This window comes from Nonomuraea bangladeshensis (assembly GCF_039529455.1).
GTDB lineage: Bacteria > Actinomycetota > Actinomycetes > Streptosporangiales > Streptosporangiaceae > Nonomuraea > Nonomuraea bangladeshensis.
Genome location: NZ_BAAAMV010000018.1, coordinates 95,496 through 116,790, shown reverse-complemented (window position 1 = coordinate 116,790; position 21,295 = coordinate 95,496). Strand labels below are relative to the sequence as shown.

The 21,295-nt window shown below is 72.7% G+C and carries 19 protein-coding genes; 16 read left to right on the top strand and 3 right to left on the bottom strand.

Annotated features, from left to right (window positions below; genetic code table 11):
• Positions 1–28: 28 nt before the first annotated feature.
• The 3 genes from ABD292_RS44270 (at position 29) to ABD292_RS44260 (ending at position 3,168) form a co-directional block, all read left to right on the top strand.
• Positions 29–1,033, top strand: a complete 1,005-nt coding sequence (locus tag ABD292_RS44270) for a LacI family DNA-binding transcriptional regulator (RefSeq protein ID WP_344218561.1) — start codon at positions 29–31, stop codon at positions 1,031–1,033.
• A complete protein-coding gene (locus tag ABD292_RS44265; protein WP_344218559.1) occupies positions 1,030–2,451 on the top strand; it encodes a rhamnulokinase in 1,422 nt (473 codons plus the stop codon). Before ABD292_RS44270 ends, ABD292_RS44265 begins: the two co-directional genes overlap by 4 nt.
• Positions 2,452–2,631: 180 nt before the next feature.
• Positions 2,632–3,168 (top strand): NUDIX hydrolase family protein, encoded by a 537-nt coding sequence (locus tag ABD292_RS44260; protein ID WP_344218557.1) that lies wholly within the window; start codon positions 2,632–2,634, stop codon positions 3,166–3,168.
• A 15-nt stretch (positions 3,169–3,183) separates the two neighbouring features.
• Here ABD292_RS44260 and ABD292_RS44255 read toward each other — a convergent pair whose 3' ends face one another.
• Both ABD292_RS44255 and ABD292_RS44250 read right to left on the bottom strand, forming a co-directional pair.
• Entirely contained in the window at positions 3,184–4,806 is a 1,623-nt protein-coding gene (locus ABD292_RS44255) for an arylsulfatase (RefSeq protein ID WP_344218555.1), read from the bottom strand.
• Between the two features lie 39 nt (positions 4,807–4,845).
• Positions 4,846–5,724, bottom strand: a complete 879-nt coding sequence (locus ABD292_RS44250) for a MurR/RpiR family transcriptional regulator (RefSeq protein ID WP_344218553.1) — start codon at positions 5,722–5,724, stop codon at positions 4,846–4,848.
• An 85-nt stretch (positions 5,725–5,809) separates the two neighbouring features.
• Here ABD292_RS44250 and ABD292_RS44245 point away from each other — a divergent pair, with 85 nt between their 5' ends.
• Genes ABD292_RS44245 through ABD292_RS44205 form a run of 9 tightly spaced genes read left to right on the top strand, consistent with a single transcriptional unit; the run spans position 5,810 to position 15,258 of the window.
• Positions 5,810–7,354: an ABC transporter substrate-binding protein gene (locus ABD292_RS44245; protein ID WP_344218551.1), complete on the top strand. Its 1,545-nt coding sequence runs from the start codon at positions 5,810–5,812 to the stop codon at positions 7,352–7,354.
• Position 7,355: 1 nt separating this feature from the next.
• On the top strand, positions 7,356–8,324 hold the full coding sequence (locus ABD292_RS44240) for an ABC transporter permease (RefSeq protein ID WP_344218549.1): 969 nt from the start codon (positions 7,356–7,358) through the stop codon (positions 8,322–8,324).
• On the top strand, positions 8,321–9,148 hold the full coding sequence (locus ABD292_RS44235; RefSeq protein WP_344218547.1) for an ABC transporter permease: 828 nt from the start codon (positions 8,321–8,323) through the stop codon (positions 9,146–9,148). Before ABD292_RS44240 ends, ABD292_RS44235 begins: the two co-directional genes overlap by 4 nt.
• The gene (gene murQ, locus ABD292_RS44230) at positions 9,145–10,044 is read left to right on the top strand and encodes an N-acetylmuramic acid 6-phosphate etherase (protein ID WP_344218545.1); all 900 of its coding nucleotides are present in this window, start codon (positions 9,145–9,147) and stop codon (positions 10,042–10,044) included. Before ABD292_RS44235 ends, murQ begins: the two co-directional genes overlap by 4 nt.
• Positions 10,041–11,207, top strand: a complete 1,167-nt coding sequence (locus tag ABD292_RS44225; RefSeq protein ID WP_344218543.1) for an anhydro-N-acetylmuramic acid kinase — start codon at positions 10,041–10,043, stop codon at positions 11,205–11,207. Before murQ ends, ABD292_RS44225 begins: the two co-directional genes overlap by 4 nt.
• Positions 11,204–12,271, top strand: a complete 1,068-nt coding sequence (locus ABD292_RS44220) for a serine hydrolase domain-containing protein (protein WP_344218541.1) — start codon at positions 11,204–11,206, stop codon at positions 12,269–12,271. Before ABD292_RS44225 ends, ABD292_RS44220 begins: the two co-directional genes overlap by 4 nt.
• Positions 12,268–13,863 carry an ABC transporter ATP-binding protein gene (locus ABD292_RS44215; RefSeq protein WP_344218539.1) on the top strand — a complete coding sequence of 532 codons (1,596 nt, stop codon included), beginning with the start codon at positions 12,268–12,270 and terminating at the stop codon, positions 13,861–13,863. The genes ABD292_RS44220 and ABD292_RS44215 overlap by 4 nt, the downstream gene beginning before the upstream one ends.
• 4 nt (positions 13,864–13,867) lie before the next feature.
• Complete coding sequence (locus ABD292_RS44210) at positions 13,868–14,614, top strand: carbon-nitrogen hydrolase family protein (protein WP_344218537.1); 747 nt, start codon at positions 13,868–13,870, stop codon at positions 14,612–14,614.
• A gap of 38 nt (positions 14,615–14,652) precedes the next feature.
• A complete protein-coding gene (locus ABD292_RS44205) occupies positions 14,653–15,258 on the top strand; it encodes a VOC family protein (protein WP_344218535.1) in 606 nt (201 codons plus the stop codon).
• Positions 15,259–15,311: 53 nt separating this feature from the next.
• Here the strand turns inward: ABD292_RS44205 and ABD292_RS44200 are convergent, their stop codons facing one another.
• Positions 15,312–16,937, bottom strand: coding sequence for an endo-1,4-beta-xylanase (locus tag ABD292_RS44200; protein ID WP_344218533.1), 1,626 nt, complete (start codon positions 16,935–16,937; stop codon positions 15,312–15,314).
• 288 nt (positions 16,938–17,225) lie between these two features.
• On the opposite strand from ABD292_RS44200, the gene ABD292_RS44195 reads away from it, so the two are divergent.
• The 4 genes from ABD292_RS44195 (at position 17,226) to ABD292_RS44180 (ending at position 21,279) form a co-directional block, all read left to right on the top strand.
• On the top strand, positions 17,226–18,890 hold the full coding sequence (locus tag ABD292_RS44195) for a class I adenylate-forming enzyme family protein (protein ID WP_344218531.1): 1,665 nt from the start codon (positions 17,226–17,228) through the stop codon (positions 18,888–18,890).
• A 186-nt stretch (positions 18,891–19,076) separates the two neighbouring features.
• On the top strand, positions 19,077–19,484 hold the full coding sequence (locus ABD292_RS44190) for a hypothetical protein (RefSeq protein ID WP_344218529.1): 408 nt from the start codon (positions 19,077–19,079) through the stop codon (positions 19,482–19,484).
• Positions 19,485–19,503: 19 nt separating this feature from the next.
• Complete coding sequence (locus ABD292_RS44185; RefSeq protein WP_344218527.1) at positions 19,504–19,875, top strand: nuclear transport factor 2 family protein; 372 nt, start codon at positions 19,504–19,506, stop codon at positions 19,873–19,875.
• A 108-nt stretch (positions 19,876–19,983) separates the two neighbouring features.
• Positions 19,984–21,279, top strand: coding sequence for an MFS transporter (locus ABD292_RS44180; RefSeq protein WP_344218525.1), 1,296 nt, complete (start codon positions 19,984–19,986; stop codon positions 21,277–21,279).
• Positions 21,280–21,295 lie beyond the last annotated feature (16 nt).

Below are 21,295 nucleotides of genomic sequence, written 5' to 3'. Positions count from 1 at the left end.
GCCGGTTGGTACGTTTTAATGAGGCGTCATGGCCATGGTCAGCATCAAGGATGTCGCCGCGCACGCCGGCGTCTCCCCCGGCACGGTCTCCAACGTCCTGAACCGGCCGGGCAAGGTCGCCCCCGCCACCAGGGAGCGCGTGGAGGCGGCCATCAGGGAGCTGGGGTTCGTCCGGCACGGCTCGGCCTCGACGCTGCGCGCCGGGCACAGCAGGACGATCGGCCTGAGCGTGATCGACATCGGCAACCCGTTCTTCACCGAGGTCGCCGCCGGTGTCGAGGACGTCGCCAGCGAGCTGGGCTACGCCGTGATCCTCGGCAACTCGGCCGGCTCCCCCGACAAGGAGGACCGCAACCTGCGGGTGCTGGCCGAGCACCGGGTGCGCGGCGTGCTGATCACCCCGTCCGGCGAGGACTCCGGCCGGCTCGACCGGCTGCGCGAGCACGGCATCAGCGTGGTGCTCGTGGACCATCCCGCGCACCGGCCCGACCAGTGCGCGGTCGCCGTGGACGACGTGGCGGGCGGCCGGGCCGCCGTGGCGCACCTGCTGGCCAGGGGCGCGCGGAGCGTCGCCTGCGTCACCGGCCCGCTGACCATCCGCCAGTGCGTGGAGCGCCGCGACGGCGCGCGGGCGGCGCTGCGCGGCGCCGGGATCGACCCGGCGGAGCTGCGCGTCGTGGAGGCGGCCACGATGACCGCCCGCGGGGGCGAGAAGGCCGCCGCCGAGCTGCTGGCCGGCGAAGCCCTGCCCGAGGCCGTCTTCTGCGCCAACGACCTGCTCGCGCTCGGCGTGCTGCGGGCGCTGCTGCGCGCCGGCGTGCGGGTGCCCGAGGACGTGGCGCTGATCGGCTACGACGACATCGACTTCGCCGCCGCCTCGACGGTGTCGCTGAGCTCGATGCGGCAGCCGACCTACCAGCTCGGGCGCATCGCCACCGAGCTGCTGCTGGACGAGTGCGACAACCCCGACACGCACGCGCACCAGCACATCATGTTCCAGCCTGAGCTCGTCGCTAGGGAGTCCACCCAATGACCCGTTTCGCCGCCGTGGACCTCGGCGCCTCCAGCGGCCGGGTGATGCTGGCCGACCTGTCCGACGGCCTCACGCTGACCGAGGCCCATCGCTTCCCCAACGGCCCGGTCCGCGTGGCCGGCCGGCTGCACTGGGACGTCCTCGGCCTCTACCGGGAGATCCTGGCCGGGCTGCGCGCCGCCGGGCCGGTCTCCTCCATCGGCGTCGACTCCTGGGCCGTCGACTACGGCCTGCTCGACGAGAGCGGCGCGCTGCTCGGCAACCCGGTGCACTACCGCGACGACCGCACCCGGGGCGTGGCCGAGCGGGTGGCCGCCGAGGTCGGCGCGGAGACCCTGTACGAGACCAACGGGCTCCAGGTGCTGCCGTTCAACACGGTCTACCAGTTGCTCGCCGACCGGCTCGACCGGGCGGCCACGATGCTGCTCGTGCCGGACCTGCTGGCGTACTGGCTGACCGGCGAGATGGGCGCGGAGGTCACCAACGCCTCCACCACGGGCCTGCTCGACGTGCGGGGCAGGACGTGGGCGTACCCGCTGATCGAGCGGCTGGGGCTGCCCGCCCGGCTGTTCCCGCCACTGCGGCAGCCCGGCGAGGACATCGGCGGGCTGCGGCCCGACGTGGCCGCCGAGCTCGGCTGGTCGGCCCCGGTGCGGGCGGTCGGCTCGCACGACACCGCCTCGGCCGTGGCCGCCGTGCCCGCGACCGGCCCCGCCTTCGCCTACGTCTCCTGCGGCACCTGGTCGCTCGCCGGGGTGGAGCTGCCTGAGCCGGTGCTGACGCCGGAGAGCCGGGCCGCGAACTTCACCAACGAGGCCGGCATCGACGGAACCGTACGCTACCTGCGCAACGTGATGGGCCTGTGGCTGCTGCAGGAGTGCCTGCGCGCCTGGCAGGGCGCCGACCTGGGGCAGCTGCTGAAGGCGGCGGCCGGCGAGCCGCCCTTCGCCGCCGTGGTCAACCCGGACGAGCCGGTGTTCCTGCCGCCGGGCGACATGCCGGCGCGGATCGCCGCCGAGTGCCGCCGCACCGGGCAGACCCCGCCGGTCACCGAGGCCGGCTACGTGCGGTGCGTGCTGGAGAGCCTGGCGCTCGGGCACCGCCGGGCGGTTCGGCAGGCCATGGAGCTGTCGGGGCGCGAGGTCGAGGTCGTCCACCTGGTGGGCGGCGGCTCGCGCAACGAGCTGCTGTGCCGGCTCACCGCCGACGCCTGCGGCCTGCCGGTGGTGGCAGGACCGGCCGAGGCGACGACGTTCGGCAACGTGCTGGTGCAGGCGCGTGCCGCCGGGCTGGTGTCCGGCCTGGACGAGATGCGGGCGCTGGTGGCCGCGGCCGGGCCGCTGCGCCGCTACGAGCCCTCGGGCGACGCCCGCGCCTGGGACGAGGCCGCCGCCCGCGTCTTCCCCGGGGCGCTCTGACCGGCCGTTTCCCGCCGTGAGCCGCCGGGCAGAAGTCGGAGCATGAGCAAGAAGATCGTCCACTATCTGCCGTTCCTCGGCATCGTGCTGGCCGTCTGCACGGCGTCGTGGCTGGCCGGGCGCACCCTGCTGCCACCGGTCAGGGCACGGCGCTGAGAACCTAGGCCGTACGATCAAGCAATGACCGAAAAGACCGAAACGACGCCCGCCTGGCTGTCACCGGAAGAGCTGGAGTCGGTACGCGGCCGCATGCCGATCCTCTACGTCGACGCCGTGCCGGTGCGGGTCGACGAATACGGCGTGGTCACCCACGTCGGCCTGCTGCTGCGCATCGCGTCGGACGGCACGGTCAGCAGGGCGCTCGTCTCGGGCCGGGTGCTGCACCACGAGCGGGTCCGCGACGCGCTGCTGCGCCACCTGGAGAAGGACCTCGGCCCCGTGGCGCTGCCGCGCATCCCGGCGTCGCCGCAGCCGTTCACGATCGCCGAGTACTTCCCGACGCCGGGCGTCACGCCCTACCACGACCCGCGCCAGCACGCGGTGTCGCTGGCCTACATCGTGCCGGTCGCGGGCGACTGCCGGCCCCGGCAGGACGCCCTCGACCTGGTGTGGTTCACTCCGGAGGAGGCGGGCTCCCCGGCGGTGCAGCAGGAGATGACGGGCGGGCAGGGCGTGCTGCTGAAGCAGGCGCTCGCCCATGTGGGCCGGCTGACCTGACCGGTCGCGGGCAGGTCAGCGGGAGGCCAGGGCGCTCCTCGCGTGCGGGCGGCGGAAGAGCTGCGAGCGGCCGAGCGCCCTGAACGCGGCGCGGGCGACCGCGCGGCCGGGGCCGCCGGCGGGCAGCGGGAAGCCGACCGAGATCGCCATGCCGGGCTCGACCCGCTCCACCTTGCTCGCGCGGGCCTTGCGCGGGCCGTCCACGCCGAGCACGACGTCGTTCCAGGGCACGCCGGAGCCGTTCTCCAGGGTGACCACGAGCTCGTCGCCGACGACCTCGCTGCGCAGCCCGTACGGGATGCGCGGATCGTCCCCGATCTCGGCGTCGAGCGTGGCCGTGAGCTCGGCGGCCAGCTCGGGGCGGGCGGCGGCGAGGTCGTGCCGCTCCCCCGGGTCGGCGGTCAGGTCGTACAGCTCGACGCGCTCGGGCCGGGTCCCGGCGGCGTCCGGGGCGATGCGCACGGCCTTCCACCGGCCGCGGCGGATGGCCTGCGCCTTCCCCGGCCGGTTCCAGACGAGGTGCTTGTGCCGGGGCGCGCTCGCGCCGGTGAGCAGGCCGCGGAAGGAGACGCCGTCCAGGCGGGCGGGCACCGGCACCCCGGCGAGGTCGGCCAGCGTCGGCATCAGGTCCCAGCCCGCCACCGGCCGGCGGACGACCCGGGGCCGCAGCGCGGGCGACCAGGCGATCATCGGGACGCGCAGGCCGCCCTCGTACATGGCGCGCTTGCCTGACCGGTAGGGGCCGTTGGCGTCGAACAGGTCGGGCGTCACGCCCTGCTCGTGGTGCGGGCCGTTGTCGCTGAGGAACAGCACCAGCGTGCGCCCGGCCAGCCCGTTGTCGCGCAGCGCGCCCGTCAGCGCGGCGACGTCCCGGTCCAGGCGGGTGATCTGGGCGGCGTGCCGGCGGTTGGCGTCGCTCCAGGGACGGCTCTCGTAGGGGCCGGCGTCGCCGGGGACCGCGCTCGGCGCGTGCGGCAGGTTCGTCGGGTAGTAGAGCAGGAACGGCTCGTCGCGGTGCTGCTCGATGTAGCTGACGGCGCGCCGGCGGAACAGGTCGGGCGCGTACTGCCGGCCGTCGAGTCCCACCTTCCGGTCGTTGTGCCAGAGGTACTTCGGGAAGTACTGGTGGGCGTGCTTGTGGCCGAGGTAGCCGTAGAACTCCTCGAAGCCGCGCTCGTTGGGGTGCGAGGGCTGCCCGGCGCGGTCGGGGCCGAAGCCCCACTTGCCGATGCAGGCGGTGCGGTAGCCGGACAGGTTGAGCAGCTCGCCGAAGGTGAGGTCGGCGGCGGTGAGCGCGTGCTGGGGGCCGCCCCCGGGGTTCTCGCGTACGGTGCCGTGGCCGGCGTGCAGCCCGGTGAGCAGCGCGCAGCGGGAGGGCGCGCAGATCGGGGCGCCCGCGTAGGCGTCGGTGAAGCGCACGCCCTCGGCCGCCATCCGGTCCAGGTGCGGCGTCCTGATCAGGCGCTGGCCGTAGCTGCCGAGCTCTCCCCATCCCAGGTCGTCGGCGAGGATGACGAGGATGTTGGGACGGAAGGGTAACCCTCCCCTGGCCGCCGCGGAGGCGGGGGACGACGGGGAGGCGGCGAGGCCGGCGAGGGTTCCGGCGAGGAGAGCGCGGCGGGAGGGCCCGTTGATCACGACGGGACCATATCGGACATGGCGGTCCGCCGCCCACCGCTAGCCGCGCTTGACCGCCCTCGGGTGCACCACCGCGTACGTGTCGCGCAGCGCCGCCATCGACGCGTCGTAGGACGCCTGGGCGACCCCGGTGAACAGGCAGTCCACCACCATGAGCTGGGCGATGCGGCTGCCGAGCGCCCCGGAGCGGAACGCGGTCTCGCGGGCGGCCGTGGTGAGGGTCACATCGGCCGCGCGGGCCAGCGGAGAGTCCAGGAAGTTCGTGATCGCGACCGTGGCCGCGCCGGACCTGCGGGCGATGGCCAGGAACTCGGCGGTGTCCACGGTGGCGCCGCTGTGCGAGACCGCCACCGCCACGCAGGTGCCGTCCAGGACCGCGGCCGAGGTCCACGCGGAGTGGGCGTCGTGCCAGTTGATCGCGGTGCGGCCGATGCGGGAGAGCTTCTGCTGCAGGTCGAGGCCCACCAGGGCGCTCGCGCCGACGCCGAAGGTGTCGATGCGGCGGGCGGCGCCGACCATCTCGACCGCGCGGGCCAGGGCGTCCAGGTCGAGGGAGCGGGCGGTGTCGGCGATGGACAGCGTCTCGTTCATGGCGACCTTGGAGACGATGCCGGCCAGGCTGTCGTTGCGGTCGATGTCGCCGGGCGCCTCGGCGAGGCCGGAGGTGGCCAGCTCCTCCCTGGCCAGCGCCCTGGTCAGGTCGATGGTGAAGTCCTTGTAATGGGCGTAGCCCATCCGCCGGTAGAAGCGGACGACCGAGGTCGTCGAGGTGGCGCAGCGGGCGGCGAGGTCGGCGATCGACAGGTTGGCCGCGGCCGGGTCGGCCGCGAACGCCTCGGCGATGCGCCGCTCGGACGGGCGCAGGCCGGGCATGGCCGCGCGGATGCGGATCAGCAAGGTGCCGGCGTCCTCGGCCATCGTCAACCATCCCGGTCAGGAAAAGAAAATACCCTGGTGGTAGGGTCTCGGTAATTTTATAACCCAATGCCCTGAGGAGGCCACCATGCCCCGTGGCGCGCTTTCCGCGGCCGCCCTCGCCGCGACCCTGTCCCTTGCCCTCGCCAGTTGCTCGTCCTCCTCCGGGTCCGCTCCCAGTGCCGAGGGGACGGGCGGCGGCAAGCCGCTGGTGGTCGGCGTGACCTCCGACCCGGACACCTTGTTCCCCTGGAAGGCCACCCAGTTCCAGGCCGTCAACGTGCTGCAGAACCTGTACGGCACGCTGACCGAGTTCGACAAGGACCTCAACGTGGTCCCCGGGCTGGCCGAGTCGTGGGAGGCCTCGGAGGACGGCAAGACCCTGACGCTCAAGCTGCGCCAGGGCGTCACCTTCGCCGACGGCAGCGCCTTCGACTCCGCGGACGTCAAGTCCTCACTCGACAAGATCATGGACGAGAAGACCGCGGCCGTGGCCCGCGCCTCGCTGTCGTCGGTGAAGTCCGTCGAGGCGCCCGACGCGTCCACGGTGGTGCTCAAGCTGTCGGCCCCGGACGCCGCGCTGCCCGCCAACCTGGCCACGGTGAACATGGCGATGCTCTCCTCCGACGACACCGAGGAGAAGCTGTCGGCCACCCCCAACGGGACCGGCCCTTTCAAGCTGGGCAAGCGGGTGCCGAGCCAGTCGATCACGCTGACCAGGAACGACGCGTACTGGGGCGCGGAGAAGGCGAAGTCGCCGGCGGTCGAGTTCCGGGTGATCCCCGACGAGTCGTCCATCGTCTCGGCCATGCAGTCGGGCAACGTGCAGCTCGCCGTCTTCAACGACCCGCTGGTGGCGCAGACCGCCGAGGGCGGCGGCACGATCACCGTCGCCAAGACCCTGCAGCTCAACTACCACGTGCTCCAGCTCAACGCGCGCCGCGGCGAGCTCGGCGACGTCAACGTGCGCCTGGCCGTGCAGTGCGCGATCGACCGCAAGCAGGTGCTCGACACCGCCGCGCTGGGCGAGGGCGAGGTGACGGGACCCAACACCGCGCCGGCCTTCAAGTCGGACCCGAACAAGCGGCCCTGCCCCGCCCGCGACCTGGCCAAGGCCGCCGACTACCTCGCCAAGGCCGGCAAGTCCGGCGGGGTGACCATCAAGACCATCGTCTCCCAGGGCGAGTACGCCACCTCCGTCAACGAGGCCCAGAACCTCAAGGCCCAGCTCGCCGAGGCCAAGATCAACCTGGACCTGGAGGTGCTGGAGTCCGGCGCGTTCGTGGACCGCTGGGTGGCCGCCGACTTCGACGCGGCCGTGGCGCTCAACGGCGGCCGTCCCGACCCCGACGGCTCCTACGGCCGCTACTTCACCAGCGACGGCAACCTCAACAAGGTCGCCGGCTACAGCTCCGACAAGCTGGACAAGCTGTTCGCCGAGGGCAAGGCGACCACCGACCAGGCCGCCCGCAAGGCGATCTACGACCAGGTGGCCGCCGAGCTGGAGGACAACGCGGCCTGGATCTGGCTGTTCTCCGGCTACACCTACACGGCGACGACCTCGGGCGTGCAGGGCTTCACGCCGATGGCCAACGGCTCGCTGCAGTCGCTGCGCGCCGCGTCCGTCTCCTGACATGAGAGCGTTCCTCCGCAACCGGGCCGTCCGGCGGGCGGCGGGCACGGCGGGCACCCTGTTCGGGGTGGCGGTGTTCGTGTTCGTCATGCTGCGGGCGATCCCCGGCAACCAGATCACCGCGGGCCTCGGCACCGAGGCCGCCGCGCTCACCCCGGCCCAGCAGGCGGCGCTGGAGCGCTACTACGGGCTCGACCGGCCCCTGGTCGCGCAGTTCTTCGCCTGGCTCGGCAACATGTTCACCGGCAACTTCGGCTACTCCGCCCGCAACCAGCAGAGCGTCCTCGACCTCACGCTGCGCTCGCTGCCGGTGACGGCCGAGCTGGCGGTGCTGTCGATCCTGCTGGCGCTGCTCATCGGGGTGCCGCTCGGCATGCTGGCCGCCTCCCGCCCGAACGCGGCGCGGGACGCGCTCGGGCAGGTCGTGAGCCTCGCCGGGCTGTCGATCCCGGCGTTCCTGCTGGCCACCACGCTGCTGTCGGTGTTCGCCGCCTCGTTCGGCTTCAACCCCAACGGGCAGGGCTTCGCGACGCTGGCCGAGGACCCGCTGCTCAACCTGCGGCAGATGGTCCTGCCCGCGCTCGTGCTGGGCTTCGGCATCGCCGCGCCGATCCTGCGCACCACCCGGGCGGCGGTGCTGGAGGTGCGCTCGGAGGACTTCGTCCGCACCGCCCGCGCCAAGGGCGTGCCGGAGCGGCGGCTGCAGGTCAGGCACGTGCTCGGCAACGCGCTCGTGCCCATCGTCACCATGACCGGCCTGCAGTTCGGCTACCTGCTCGGCGGCGCGGTCGTGGTCGAGCAGATCTTCTCCGTGCCCGGAATCGGGCGGCAGGTGCTGCTCGGCATCCAGCAGAAGGAGTACGCGGTCGTGCAGAGCACCGTGCTGGTGATCGCGCTGGCGTTCGTGCTGGTGAACCTGCTGACCGACGTGCTCTATCGGGTGATCGACCCGCGGGTGAGGGCGTCGTGAGCGCGCTGCGCAGGAGCCCCGCCGCGGTGTCGGGCACGGTGATCCTGGTGCTGCTGGCCGTGGTGGCGGCGCTGTCGTTCCTCGGGCTGCTGCCCTACGACCCGATCGCGCAGAACCCGCCGGAGCGCTTCCTCGCGCCGTCGGGGTCGCACCTGTTCGGGACCGACCAGTTCGGCAGGGACGTGTTCGCTCGGGTGGCGGCCGGGGTCGGCAACTCGGCGCTCATCGCGGTCGTCGCGGTGGCGTTCGCGACCGCGCTCGGCACGCTCGGCGGCCTGGTGTCCGGCTTCTACCGGGGCCTCGCCGACGGCGCGATCGGCGGGGTGACGAACGTGCTGTTCGCGTTCCCGCCGCTGCTGCTGGCGCTGTCGCTGGCGTCGGTGCTGGAGCGCAACTGGTTCACCGTGGCGGTGGCCATCGCCATCGTGTACGTGCCGATCTTCATCCGCGTCACCCGCGGCCCCGTGCTCTCGCTCAGGGAGATCGAGTACGTCAAAGCCGCGGTGGCGACCGGCCAGAGCCGCGCGCAGATCATGTTCCGGCACGTGCTGCCCAACATCACCTCGATCATCGTCATCCAGGTCGCCCTGTCGTTGTCCTGGGCGGTGCTGACCGAGGCGTCGCTGAGCTTCCTGGGGCTCGGCACTCCGCCGCCCGCGCCGTCGCTCGGCTCGATGATCTTCGAGGCGCGCAGCCTGGTGTTCGTGGCCCCGTGGACGCTGATCGCGCCTGGCGCGGTCGTCGTCCTGCTCGTGGTGGGGCTGAACCTGCTGGGCGACGGCCTGCGTGACACACTCGACCCGCGAAACCGAGGCAAGCGGTGAATCTGACCAACCTGACCACAGAAGCGGCCGACCCCCGCTTCTCCGGCATCGACACGATGAGCGTCGCGGAGCTCGCCGCGACCATGAACGCGGCCGACGCCACCGTCCCCGCCGCCGTGGCGGGAGCGCTGCCCCAGATCGTCGCGGCCATCGAGGCCACGGCCGAGCGCATGCAGCGCGGCGGGCGGCTGATCTACGTGGGGGCGGGCACGCCGGGGCGGCTCGGCGTGCTGGACGCCTCCGAGTGCCCGCCGACCTTCGGGACGCCGCCCGACCAGGTGTTCGCGATCATCGCGGGCGGCCCGCGGGCGATCGTCGCGCCCTGCGAGGGTGCCGAGGACGACGAGGAGGCCGGCGCCGCCGCGATCGACGGGGCCGGCGTCGGGCCGCTCGACACCGTCGTGGGCATCGCCTCCAGCGGGCGGACGCCGTACGTGGTGGCCGCGGTGCGGCGGGCGGCCGAGCGCGGCGCGCTGACCGTGGGCCTGGCCTGCAACACCGGGACACCGCTCGGCGCGGCGGCCGCGTACGCCGTCGAGGTGCCGGTCGGGCCCGAGGTGATCAGCGGCTCGACCCGGCTCAAGGCGGGCACGGCGCAGAAGCTCGTGCTCAACATGTTCTCGACCATCGTCATGGTGCGGCTCGGCAAGACGTACGGGAACCTGATGGTGGACGTGCGGCCGAGCAACGGCAAGCTGCGCGAGCGGGCCGTGCGCATCGTGCGCGCGATCACCGGGGCCGGGCGCGCCGAGGCGCTGTCCGCGCTGCGGCAGAACGGTTTCAACGTCAAGCAGGCGGTCGTCGCCTCGCGCTTCGACCTGACGCCCCAGGAGGCCGCGGCGCGGCTGGCCGGGGCCGGCGGGCGGCTGCGGGCGGCTCTTGGGGAGCGGGCATGAGGATTCTCGGGATGATCTCCGGCACTTCGCACGACGGCATCGACGTGGCCGTCGTCGACTTCACGCCGGAGGGTGAGGTGCTGCGCGGCCGGGTCGGGCACACGGCGAGCACGCCGTACCCGGCGGAGCTGCGGGCGCGGCTGCTCGCTGTGCTGCCGCCCGCGCCCGTGACGCTGGCGGAGGTGTGCGTGCTGGACACGCTCATCGGGCAGTGCTTCGCCGAGGCCGCGGCGGCGGCGATCGAGGCGGGCGGGCCGGTCGACCTGATCGTCTCGCACGGGCAGACGGTGTTCCACTGGGTGGAGGAGGCGCACGCGCGCGGCACCCTGCAGATCGGGCAGCCGGCCTGGATCGCCGAGCGGACCGGCGTGCCGGTGCTGTCGGACGTGCGCATCCGCGACATCACGGCGGGCGGGCACGGCGCGCCGCTGGTGTCGGTGCTGGACGGGCTGCTGCTGGGCGGCCTGGAGAACGGCGCCGCCGCGCTGAACCTGGGCGGCATCTCGAACATGACCGTGCTGCGCGACGGCCGGCTGTACGCCTACGACATCGGCCCGGCGAACGCGCTCATCGACGCCGTGGTGACCGCCCGCGGCCTGGACCCGAGGGGCTACGACGCCGGCGGCGCGATCGCGGCCTCCGGGCGGGTGCACCCCGGCCTGCTGGCGGCGCTGCTGGACGAGCCCTACTACCGGCTGGCCCCGCCGAAGAGCACCGGCAAGGAGCTGTTCCACCTGGGCTACGTGGAGGCCGCCCTGGCGGGCCTGCCGGAAGGGGACGTGAGCGACGCCGACCTGGTGGCGACGCTCGCCGAGCTGACCGTGCGGACCGTGGCCGCCGACGTGCGAGCCGCCGGGGTGGCGACGCTGGTGGTCTCCGGCGGCGGCTGCCGCAACCCCGTCATCATGGACGGCCTGCGCGCCGCCCTGCCCGGCGTGCGGGTGTCGGCGTCGGACGCCTACGGGGCGCCCGCCGACGACAAGGAGGCCATCGCGTTCGCGCTGATCGGCTGGCTGAGCGCGCACGGCCTGCCCGGCACCGTGCCCGGTGGGACGGGCGCGTCCGCGCCGCGCGTCCTCGGCACGCTGACCCCGGGCGCGGGACCGCTGGTGCTGCCCGCCCCGGTCACGACGCCGCCCCGATCGCTGGTGCTGGCCCGATGAGCGGGGATCCGGCCGCCGCCGAGCGGCCGCCCGAGCCGCCGCCCGGCCTGATCACCGCCGCCCGCACGCCGTGGTTCGACCTCGACGAGTGCACCGGCCACCGCACCGTCCGCCAGGAGGGCGGGGCGCTGGCCGGCGAGGCCCCGATGACGCCGGACACCCATCACGACCTCGCCTCGGTCACCAAGGTCGTGGCGACCACGACGGCGCTCATCCGGCTGGTGTCGGAGCGGCTCGTGGACCTGGACGCGCCGCTGAGCGCGTACCTGCCGCACTCGTACGAGGCGATCACCGTACGGGACCTGCTGCTGCACCGGGGCGGCCTGTGGGAGTGGTGGCCGCTGTACGTGCGGGCCGACCTGCCGCCGCCCCGCTACCGGCCCGGCCGCGCCCGGCACTACTCCGACCTCGGCTTCATCCTGCTCGGCCGGATCGTCTCGGCCGTGACGGGGCTGCGGCTGGACCGGGCCGTGGCCGAGCTGGTGACCAGGCCGCTCGGCCTGACCCGCACCACCTACGCCCGGCCCACGGGCACCGAGGTCGCCATGAGCGCGCTCGACGACCGGGTGGAGATGACCATGCTCGACACCGGCCGCCCGTACCCGGTCCCCTATCGCAGCTCCGACTTCGCGGGCTGGCGGCGCGGGCCGGTGCTGGGCGAGCCGGCCGACGGCAACGCCTTCCACGCCCTCGACGGCGTCGCCGGGCACGCGGGGCTCTTCTCGACCGTGCCCGACCTGCTGCGCTACTGCCTGGCGATGTCCCGGTACGAGGAGCACGACCGTCTGTGGCGGCCGGAGACGGTCCGCGAGTTCTTCGCCCCCGGCCCCGACCCCGAGCAGGCGCTCGGCTTCCGCCGCTACGCCCTCGACCTGGGCGGCGAGAGCGTGACCGTACTCGGCCACCCCGGGTACGTCGGCTGCGCGATCGGCTTCGTCCCCGGCCGGGACGTGGCCCTGGTCGTGGCGAGCAACCGCCTGCTCGTCACGGGCGAGCCGACGCCGACCGACGACCTCTGGCACGGCCTGCTGCAGGCCGTCACGCGACAGACGAGGAACGCATGACCCCGCTCCTGGAGATCCGCGGCCTGTCGGTCGCCTTCCGCACCCGCAAGCAGGACGTCACCGCCGTACGGAACGTCTCGATGGACATCCTGCCCGGCCAGACCGTCGCGGTCGTCGGCGAGTCGGGCTCGGGCAAGTCGACCACGGCCGCCGCGATCAACCGGCTCCTGCCGGACAACGGCCGCATCACCGCCGGGGAGATCCTGTTCGAGGGGCGCGACCTGGCGCGGGCGAGCCGCAGGGAGATGACCGCGATCCGCGGCGCGGGCATCGGCCTGGTCCCCCAGGACCCCATGTCGAACCTCAACCCGCTCATGAAGGTCGGCGACCAGATCGCCGAGGCCCTGGAGGTGCACGGCGCGGCCACCGGCAGGGCGGCCCGCGCGCGGGTGCTGGAGCTGCTGGACCTGGTCGGCATCCCCGACCCGGAGCGGCGGATCGGGCAGTACCCGCACGAGTTCTCCGGCGGCATGCGCCAGCGGGCGCTGATCGCCATGGGGTTGGCCTGCCGGCCGCGGCTGCTCATCGCCGACGAGCCCACCTCCGCGCTGGACGTGACCGTGCAGCGGCGCATCCTCGACCAGCTCGCCGCGCTCACCGCGGAGATGGGCACGGCGGTGCTGCTCATCACGCACGACCTGGCGCTCGCGGCCGAGCGGGCGGACGTGGTGGCCGTGATGTACCAGGGCGAGATCGTGGAGACGGGACCGGCGGCCGAGATCCTGGCCGCGCCCGGCCACGACTACACCAGGCGGCTGCTGCGCGCGGCCCCGAGCCTGTCGTCGGTGCGCGTGGCCGAGCCTCCGGGACCGCCGCCCGAGGACCTGGTCGTGGTCGAGGGGCTGCGCAAGGTCTTCCCGCTGCGCGGCACGGACGAGGAGCTGGTCGCGGTGGACGACGTGTCCTTCCGGATCCCGCGGGGACGTACCGTCGCGATCGTGGGCGAGTCGGGCTCGGGCAAGTCCACGACCGCCAACCTGGTGCTCGGGCTGGAGGCGGCCACCGCGGGCGGCATCCGGTTCGACGGCACCGACCTGGCCGGGCTGGGGCGGCGCGAGCTGTTCGCCTTCCGCCGCCGGGTGCAGCCGGTCTTCCAGAACCCGTACGCCTCGCTCGACCCCCGCTACACCGTCGAGAAGTCGATCACCGAGCCGCTGCGCGTGCACGGCGTCGGCACCGCGGCCGAGCGCCGCAAGGCCGCCGCCGATCTGCTGGAGCAGGTGTCGCTGCCGGCGTCGATGGGCGAGCGGCTGCCGCACGAGCTGTCCGGCGGCCAGCGCCAGCGGGTGGCCATCGCGCGGGCCCTCGCCCTGTCGCCCGAGCTGGTGGTGCTCGACGAGGCGGTCTCCGCGCTCGACGTGCTGGTCCAGGCGCAGATCCTGGAGCTGCTCGGCGAGCTGCAGCGCGAGCTGGGCCTCAGCTACCTGTTCATCAGCCACGACCTGGCGGTGGTCCGGATGATCTCGCACCAGGTGCACGTGATGCGGCGCGGCCGGATCGTGGAGAGCGGCACGACGGAGGACATCTTCGACCGGCCGGCCGACGGCTACACCCGGGAGTTGCTGGCCGCCATCCCCGGGGGGACAGAGTAGGAGGGTGAAGATCCTCCTTGTGCAGCCGCCGCGCTACTCCCCCGACGGCCACGCCAACTTCGACGCCGTCGAGACGCTGGTCACCCCCGGCTCCGCCGAGCTGATGATCCTGCCCGAGCTGGCCGGCGCGTCCTTACCGCGCGCCGACTACTTGGCGCGGGTGCGGGAGCTGGCCAAGGGCTCGGGGATGGCGGTGGTCGGCGGCTCCCACTACGACGACTCGGCCCCGGGCGGGCGGGTCAACCGGGGCGCGGCGGCCGGCCCGGACGGCACGCTGCTCGCCGAGTACGACAAGGCCCACCCCTACGGGCTGGAGCTGCGCTCCGGCGTCGTCCCCGGCCGTCCCGGCGGCGGCTTCGAGCTGCACGGCCGCCGCCTGCACGTGCTGCTCTGCGCCGACCTTTGGTATTCGGCCAGCCTGGCGGGCGCGGACGGCCCGGACGCCGTGCTGGTGCCCGCCTTCTCGGTGACCCGCTGGGACGGCCCCGCCCCCGCCCGGCAGCTCTGGCAGCACATGAGCGTGGCCCGCGCGTACGAGTTCATGACGTACGTGGCCGTGAGCGACTGGCACCACGAGACCACCTACCACGGGCATCCGTGCGCGGGCGTGACCGGTCTCGCCAACCCCTGCCCGCACACCCACACCGGCTTCTTCACCGGGCCGCCCGACGACGCCGTCTCCGTCCACGAGCTGGACTTCGGCCGTCTGGACGCCTTCCGCCGCGACCGGTCAGAGCGCGGCTTCCGTTAGGGCTTACCTGCGATAGTTGAAAGGCATACGGTTGACGTATGGCTGAGACCCCCGATCAGGTGCACTGGCGCGGCGTGCACCATCTCGCCCTGGTGACCGCGGACATGGACGCCACCGTGCGCTTCTGGCACGGCGTGCTCGGCGCCCGGCTCGTCGCCACCCTGGCCGTCCCCGCGTTCAAGCACTACTTCTTCGACGTCGCGCCCGGCAACACGGTCGCCTTCTTCGAGTACGCCGACCAGCCGCTCGACAGCTTCGCCAAGCCCGCGGGCGTCCCGTACGCGCGGGCGGCGCAGTTCGACCACCTGTCGCTGCACCTGCCGGACGAGGAGGCGCTGAACCGCATGCGCGACCGGCTGAAGGCGCACGGCTGCGAGGTCACCGACGTCATCGACCACGGTTTCCTGCGCTCGATCTACTTCAGCGACCCCAACGGCATCGCCCTGGAGGCGTCCTGGTGGACGCTCGACCCGACCGGCCGCCCGGCCGACCACTCCGACGAGCGGCTGTTCGCCGACCCCGACCCGGTGCCGGCCGTGCGCGAGCTGCGCGAGGAGGGCAGGCTGCGCCACACGGTCGCCACCCGGCTGGTCGACGGCGTGATCGAGGACCTGCGCCGTGAGGGCATCACGCTGGAGCGCTGAACGGGACGGGCACCCCCGGAGCGCGGTCCAGGAGTGCCCGGTCTGCCCGGCCGTCAGGCGCAGGTGTAGGTGGAGGGAGTCTGCGTGTTCCCGCTCGGGCGGCTCACCTGGAAGCCGAACGAGGTGGCGGCGTTCGGGGCCAGGTTGCCGTTGTAGGCGGCGTTCTTGGCGGTCACGGTCTGGCCGCTCACCGTCAGGGTGGCGTTCCACGAGCCGACCAGGGTGTGCCCGGCGGGCAGGGTGAAGGTGACGGTCCAGCCGGTGATGGCGGAGGTGCCGGTGTTGGTGACGGTCACGGGCTGGACCACGTAGCCGCCGCTCCACTGGGTCTGCACGGTCCCGGTGGCGGTGCAGCCGCCGCCCCCGCCCGGCCCGTCCTGGGTGGTGAACGTGGCGAGCGCGGAGTCGCCGGACAGGTTGCCCGCGCCGTCCCTGGCGCGCACGTACACCTGGTACTGCGTGCTGGGGCTCAGCCCGGTCAGCGTGATCGAGGCGGTGCTGCTCTGGCCGAGCAATGTGTCGGTGGCGCCCTGCTCGCGGTAGACGTTGTAGCCGGCCAGGCCGCTGCCGCCGGTGTCGGTGGAGGCGCTCCAGGTCAGCGCGGCCGAGTTGGAGGTGACCGTGCCGACCGTCGGCGTGCCGGGAGTGCTCGGCGGAGTGGTGTCGCCGCTCGTGCCGCCCGCCAGCGCGTCGTGCACGGCCGTGTACGCCGGCTTTTGCTGGTAGTTGGCGTCCCACGGCAGCGCGAAGCCCTCGTTGGGGAAGGTGTCCGGCACCCAGGAGTGCTTGTCGGTGAAGCCCCAGATGGTGACGCCGGCGCAGGCCGTCACCGCGAGGCAGGCGTTGACGACGTTGCGGTAGTAGGTGGCCTGGGTGGTGTCCTTGGAGCTGTCGCGCGGCGTCGGCATGCGCACGTCCAGCTCGGTGACCCGGACCTGCACGCCGAGGGCGGCGAAGCGCTCCATGTTCCGCTGCATGTCGCTCGGGAAGCCGTACTGGATGGAGAGGTGGCTCTGCAGGCCCACGCAGTCGACCGGGACGCCCTGCTGGCGCAGCGACGAGACGAGGTTGTACATCGCGGTGCTCTTGGCGTTGATGCCCTCGACGTTGTAGTCGTTGATGCACAGCCGGGCGTCGGGGTCGGCGGCGCGGGCGGCGCGGAAGGCGTCGGCGACGAAGCTCTGGCCCAGCGTGTTGTACCAGAACGACGAGCGCCAGCCGCCGTTCTCGTCGAAGACCTCGTTCACGACGTCCCAGGAGACCACGGCCGGGTTGTCGGCGTAGTGGCCGACGACCTGGGCGATGTGGTTCTGCATCGCCGAGCGCATGGCGCTGGCGCCGAGGCCCTGCACCCAGCCCGGCGTCTGCTGGTGCCAGACCAGGGTGTGGCCGTGGACCTGCTGGTTGTTCTGGGTGGCGAAGGCGACGATCTGGTCGGCGCCGCTGAAGGTGAACTGGCCCTGGCTGGGCTCGGTGGACTCCCACTTCATCGCGTTCTCGGCGGTGACCTGGTTGAACTCGGTGCCCGCGATGGTGCGGTAGGAGGTCTCACTGCCGAGCGGGCCGGTGGCGAGCGCCGTGCCGATGAACTTGCCCTTGGCAGCGGCGTGCGTGCGCAGCGGCGCGGACGCCTGGGCCGAGGTGGTGGGCAGCAGGAAGGCTGCGAAAATCCCCAGCAAAGTGAGGATTCTGACGAGCGCGGACGAAAGCACGGACATCGACCTCCGGGGGGCGGGCATTCGATCCGAAAGTTTCGATCCCTCATGGATCGCATCGCCGACGGTATTGACCGGCCCGTTGAGGGTCAATGCCGAGGCTCGCCGGACGCCAAAGCAGCAGTTGGGAGGCTGAAAGTATCGGCACAGTCATGAAAGTTTCACGGAGAACGTAACTCTAGCGAAACGTACTGACCGGTCGGTACTGTGACTTATCCAGAATAATCGTCCACAGCGGGGAGCGTTCTGCAGATGACCCTTACGCACGCCCAGGTCCAGGCCCAGCTCACCGGCCCCGGCCAGCTCTTCGAGATGGAGGAGATAGGCGACACCGGGGTACGAACGTGGAAGCACGCACCCACCCATTTCCGGGCGCTGCTGGAGATGAGCAGGTTCCACGGCGAGAAGGTCTTCCTCGTCTACGAGGACGAGCACATCACGTTCGAGGACCATTTCCGCCGTGCCGCGACGCTGGCCCACCGCCTGATCGACGAGTACGGCGTGCGCAAGGGCGACCGCGTGGCCGTGGCCATGCGCAACTACCCGGAATGGGTGATCTCCTTCTCCGCCGTGCTGGCCGCCGGAGCCGTCGCCGTGCCGCTCAACGCCTGGTGGACCGAGAACGAGCTGGCCTACGGCGTACGCGACTCCGGCGCGAAGGTGCTCATCGCCGACGGCGAGCGGGCCGGACGGCTGGCCTCCACCGGCGTGCCGATGATCGTCACCAGGGGCGAGGCCACCGGCGGGGCGCGGGCGTTCGCCGACGTCCTGGGCGAGGTCACGGCCGACGTGACGCTGCCCGAGGTCGAGCTGTTCCCCGAGGATCCGGCCACGATCTTCTACACCTCCGGCACCACCGGCAACCCCAAGGGCGCGCTCGGCAGCCACCGCAACATCGGCCAGTCCCCCATGACCGTCGCCTACGGCCTCATGCGCTCGGTGGCGCTGGCCGGCAAGGACCCGGCCGCGGCGGCCGGGACCCGCCGGATCACGCTGCTGACCGTGCCGCTGTTCCACGTCACGGGCTGCTTCTCGGCCATGACGACGACGATGTTCAGCGGCGGCGGCCTGGTGCTCATGTACAAGTGGGACGCCGGGCAGGCGCTGCGCCTCATCGAGCGGGAGAAGGTCAGCGCCATGATCGGCGTGCCGACCAACGCCTGGCAGCTCATGTCGCACCCCGACTTCGACAAGTACGACCTGTCGTCCCTCTCCACGCTCGGCTACGGCGGCGCCCCCGCCCCGCCCAAGCTGCTGGAGCGCATCACCACCAACCTGCCCGACCGCGCGCCCTCCAACGGCTACGGCATGACCGAGACCAGCGCCCTCGCGATCGGCAACGGCGGCGCCGACTACCACGCCAAGCCGGACAGCATCGGCGTGCCCTCACCCGTCGTGGACGTACGCGTCGTGGACCCGATGGGCGAGCAGCTCGCCCCCGGCGAGGTCGGCGAGCTGTGCATCCGCGGCCCCAACGTCATCCTCGGCTACTGGAACAAGCCCGAGGCCACGGCCGAGACGTTCGTCGACGGCTGGGTGCACACCGGCGACCTGGCGAAGATCGACGAGGACGGCTTCGTCTACATCGTGGACCGCGCCAAGGACATGGTCATCCGCGGCGGCGAGAACGTCTACTGCGCCGAGGTCGAGGCCGCCCTGTTCGAGCACCCGGCGGTGGACGACGCCGCCGTGATCGGGGTGCCGCACGACGAGCTGGGCGAGGAGGTCGGCGCCGTCGTCAGGCTCGCGCCGGGCGCCTCGGTCACGGCGGACGAGCTGCGGGAGTTCCTGGCCGGGCGGCTGGCCAAGTTCAAGATCCCGGTGCACGTGTGGTTCCGCGAGGGCGAGCTGCCGCGCAACCCCGGCGGCAAGATCCTCAAGACGCACCTGCGCCGCGAGGTCCTCGGCACGTCCTGATCAGCTACGGAGGCGCGGTCGCTCCAAGGGGGCGACCGCGCCTTCTTGCGCCCATTTTCGCCGCCGTCTCCCCAGCTCAGCCCCCGTTTCCGCACCTTCGCTTACCTGACGCGTAATCGCGCCCCCTACCCCGTGGCTGACATCTTCGAGGTGTCGCAAGGACAGCCACCTCAAGGAGGGCCCGATATGACCGCCGTAACCGTCACCGCCGACAAGGCCAGATTCCTGCGCCTCGCCCTTGTCGCCGACGCCGTCGTCACCGGCGGCAACGGCCTGGTCTACCTCGCCTTCGCCGGCCCCGTCGCCGACCTGCTCGGCCCCGACACGGGCCTGCTGCGCGGCATCGGCGCCTTCCTCCTGGTCTACGGCGTGGCCGTCGGCCTGCTGGCCACCCGCCGCGACCTCGGACAGGCCGGCCCGCGGACCGTGATCGCCCTGAACGCCGCCTGGACCCTCGGCAGCCTCGCCGCCGTGGTGACCGGAGCCCTGGGCCTCACCACCGTCGGCGCGATCTGGGCCATCGCCCAGGCCGTCACCGTGGCCGCCTTCGCCGAGCTGCAGATCATGGGCCTGCGCAAGGCCCGCGTCAGCTGAACGAACAACCACTCAGGAGATGACGATCACCATGGACAACCACCTCGTCGAGCGCTACGTCGCCGCCTGGAACGAGACCGACGCCGAGGCCCGCGCCAAGGCCGTGGCCGAGCTGTGGACCGAGGACGCCACCTACACCGACCCGCTGGCCGACGTGGCCGGGCACGACGGCATCGCCGCCGTGATCGCCGGCGCGCAGGGCATGTTCCCCGGCCTGGTGTTCACCCCGGGCGAGGTGTACGACGCCCACCACCACATCGCCCGCTTCACCTGGCACCTCGGCCCCGCGGACGGGGAGCCGGTCGCCGTCGGCTTCGACGTGGTGGAGCTGGCCGAGGACGGCAGGATCCGCCGGGTGCTGGGCTTCCTGGACCGGGTCCCGGCCGCCTGACCCGCGATCGACAGGGCCCCGGGGGGAACGCCCCCCGGGGCCCTGTCGCGTTTCGCGATCCGAAATCGATTTGCGGTTTTCCGCCCTCGCCCCGGACAATCTGAGGTCGTGCCTGGCCTCGTCAAACGCATCTTCCGTGACCTCCGCATCGACGTGAGCCCGTTGCGCGACTCCCGGGACTACCGGCTGATGTTCGCCTCCGGGCTCATCACGATGTTCGGCACGTTCATCTCCGTGGTGGCGGTGCCCTACCAGATGAAGGAGCTCACCGGCTCCTACCTGGCGGTCGGGCTGGTCAGCCTGGCCGAGTTCGTGCCGATGGTGGTGTGCGGGCTCTGGGGCGGCGCCATCGCCGACGCCCTCGACCGCCGCAAGATCATCGTACTGAGCGAGCTGGGCCTGCTGTTCACCTCGCTCGCGCTCATGGTCAACGCCATGCTGCCCACGCCCCAGATCTGGGTCCTCTACGTGATGGGCGCGATCTCCACCGGCATCGGCTCGCTCCAGCGGCCCAGCATGGAGGCGTTCTTCCAGCAGGTCGTCAAGCACGAGCAGCAGGCGGCGGCCGCGGTGCTGTCCAGCCTCCGCTGGAACTTCGGCGCCATCGTGGCCCCGGCGGCCGGCGGCCTGCTGGTGACCTCGGCGGGCGTCGCGGCGGCGTACGGGGTGGACGCACTGACCTTCCTCGGCTCGCTGGTGCTGCTGTGGCGGATCCGGTCGCTGCCGCCCGCCGAGGACGCCGCGCCCGCGTCGCTGCGCTCCCTGGTCGAGGGCGTCCGCTACGCGGTGGGACGCCGCGACCTCATGGGCACCTACCTGGTGGACATGGCTGCCATGGTGTTCGCCATGTCGACGGCGCTGTTCCCGTTCCTCGCCGACCAGCTGCGCGCGCCACAGGCGCTCGGGCTGCTGTACTCGGCGGGCGCGATCGGCGCGCTGATCGCCTCGCTCACCGGGGCGTGGGCGGCACGCGTGCACCGCCACGGCCTCGGCGTGATCGTCGCGGCGGCCCTGTGGGGCGCGGCCGTGGCGCTCGCCGCGCTGGCCCCGAACATCTGGCTCGTCGTCGTCTGCATCGCCCTCGCCGGCGCGGCCGACATGATCAGCGGCATCTTCCGTTCGACCATGTGGAACCAGACGATCCCGAGCGAGCTGCGCGGCCGGCTGGCCGGCATCGAGCTGCTCTCCTACGCCAGCGGGCCGATGCTCGGCAACGCCCGGGCGAGCCTCATGGCCAACCTCGGCGGCGTCCGCTTCTCGCTGGGCGCGGGCGGCCTGCTCTGCGTCGGCGCGGTGCTCGCCCTGGCCGCCGCGCTGCCGTCGTTCCGCCGCTACGACGCCCGCACCGACGAGCACGCCCTCGCCGAGAAAGCCCGCCGCCAGGTCGCCACCCAGTCGACCTGACCCAACCCACGTGCCC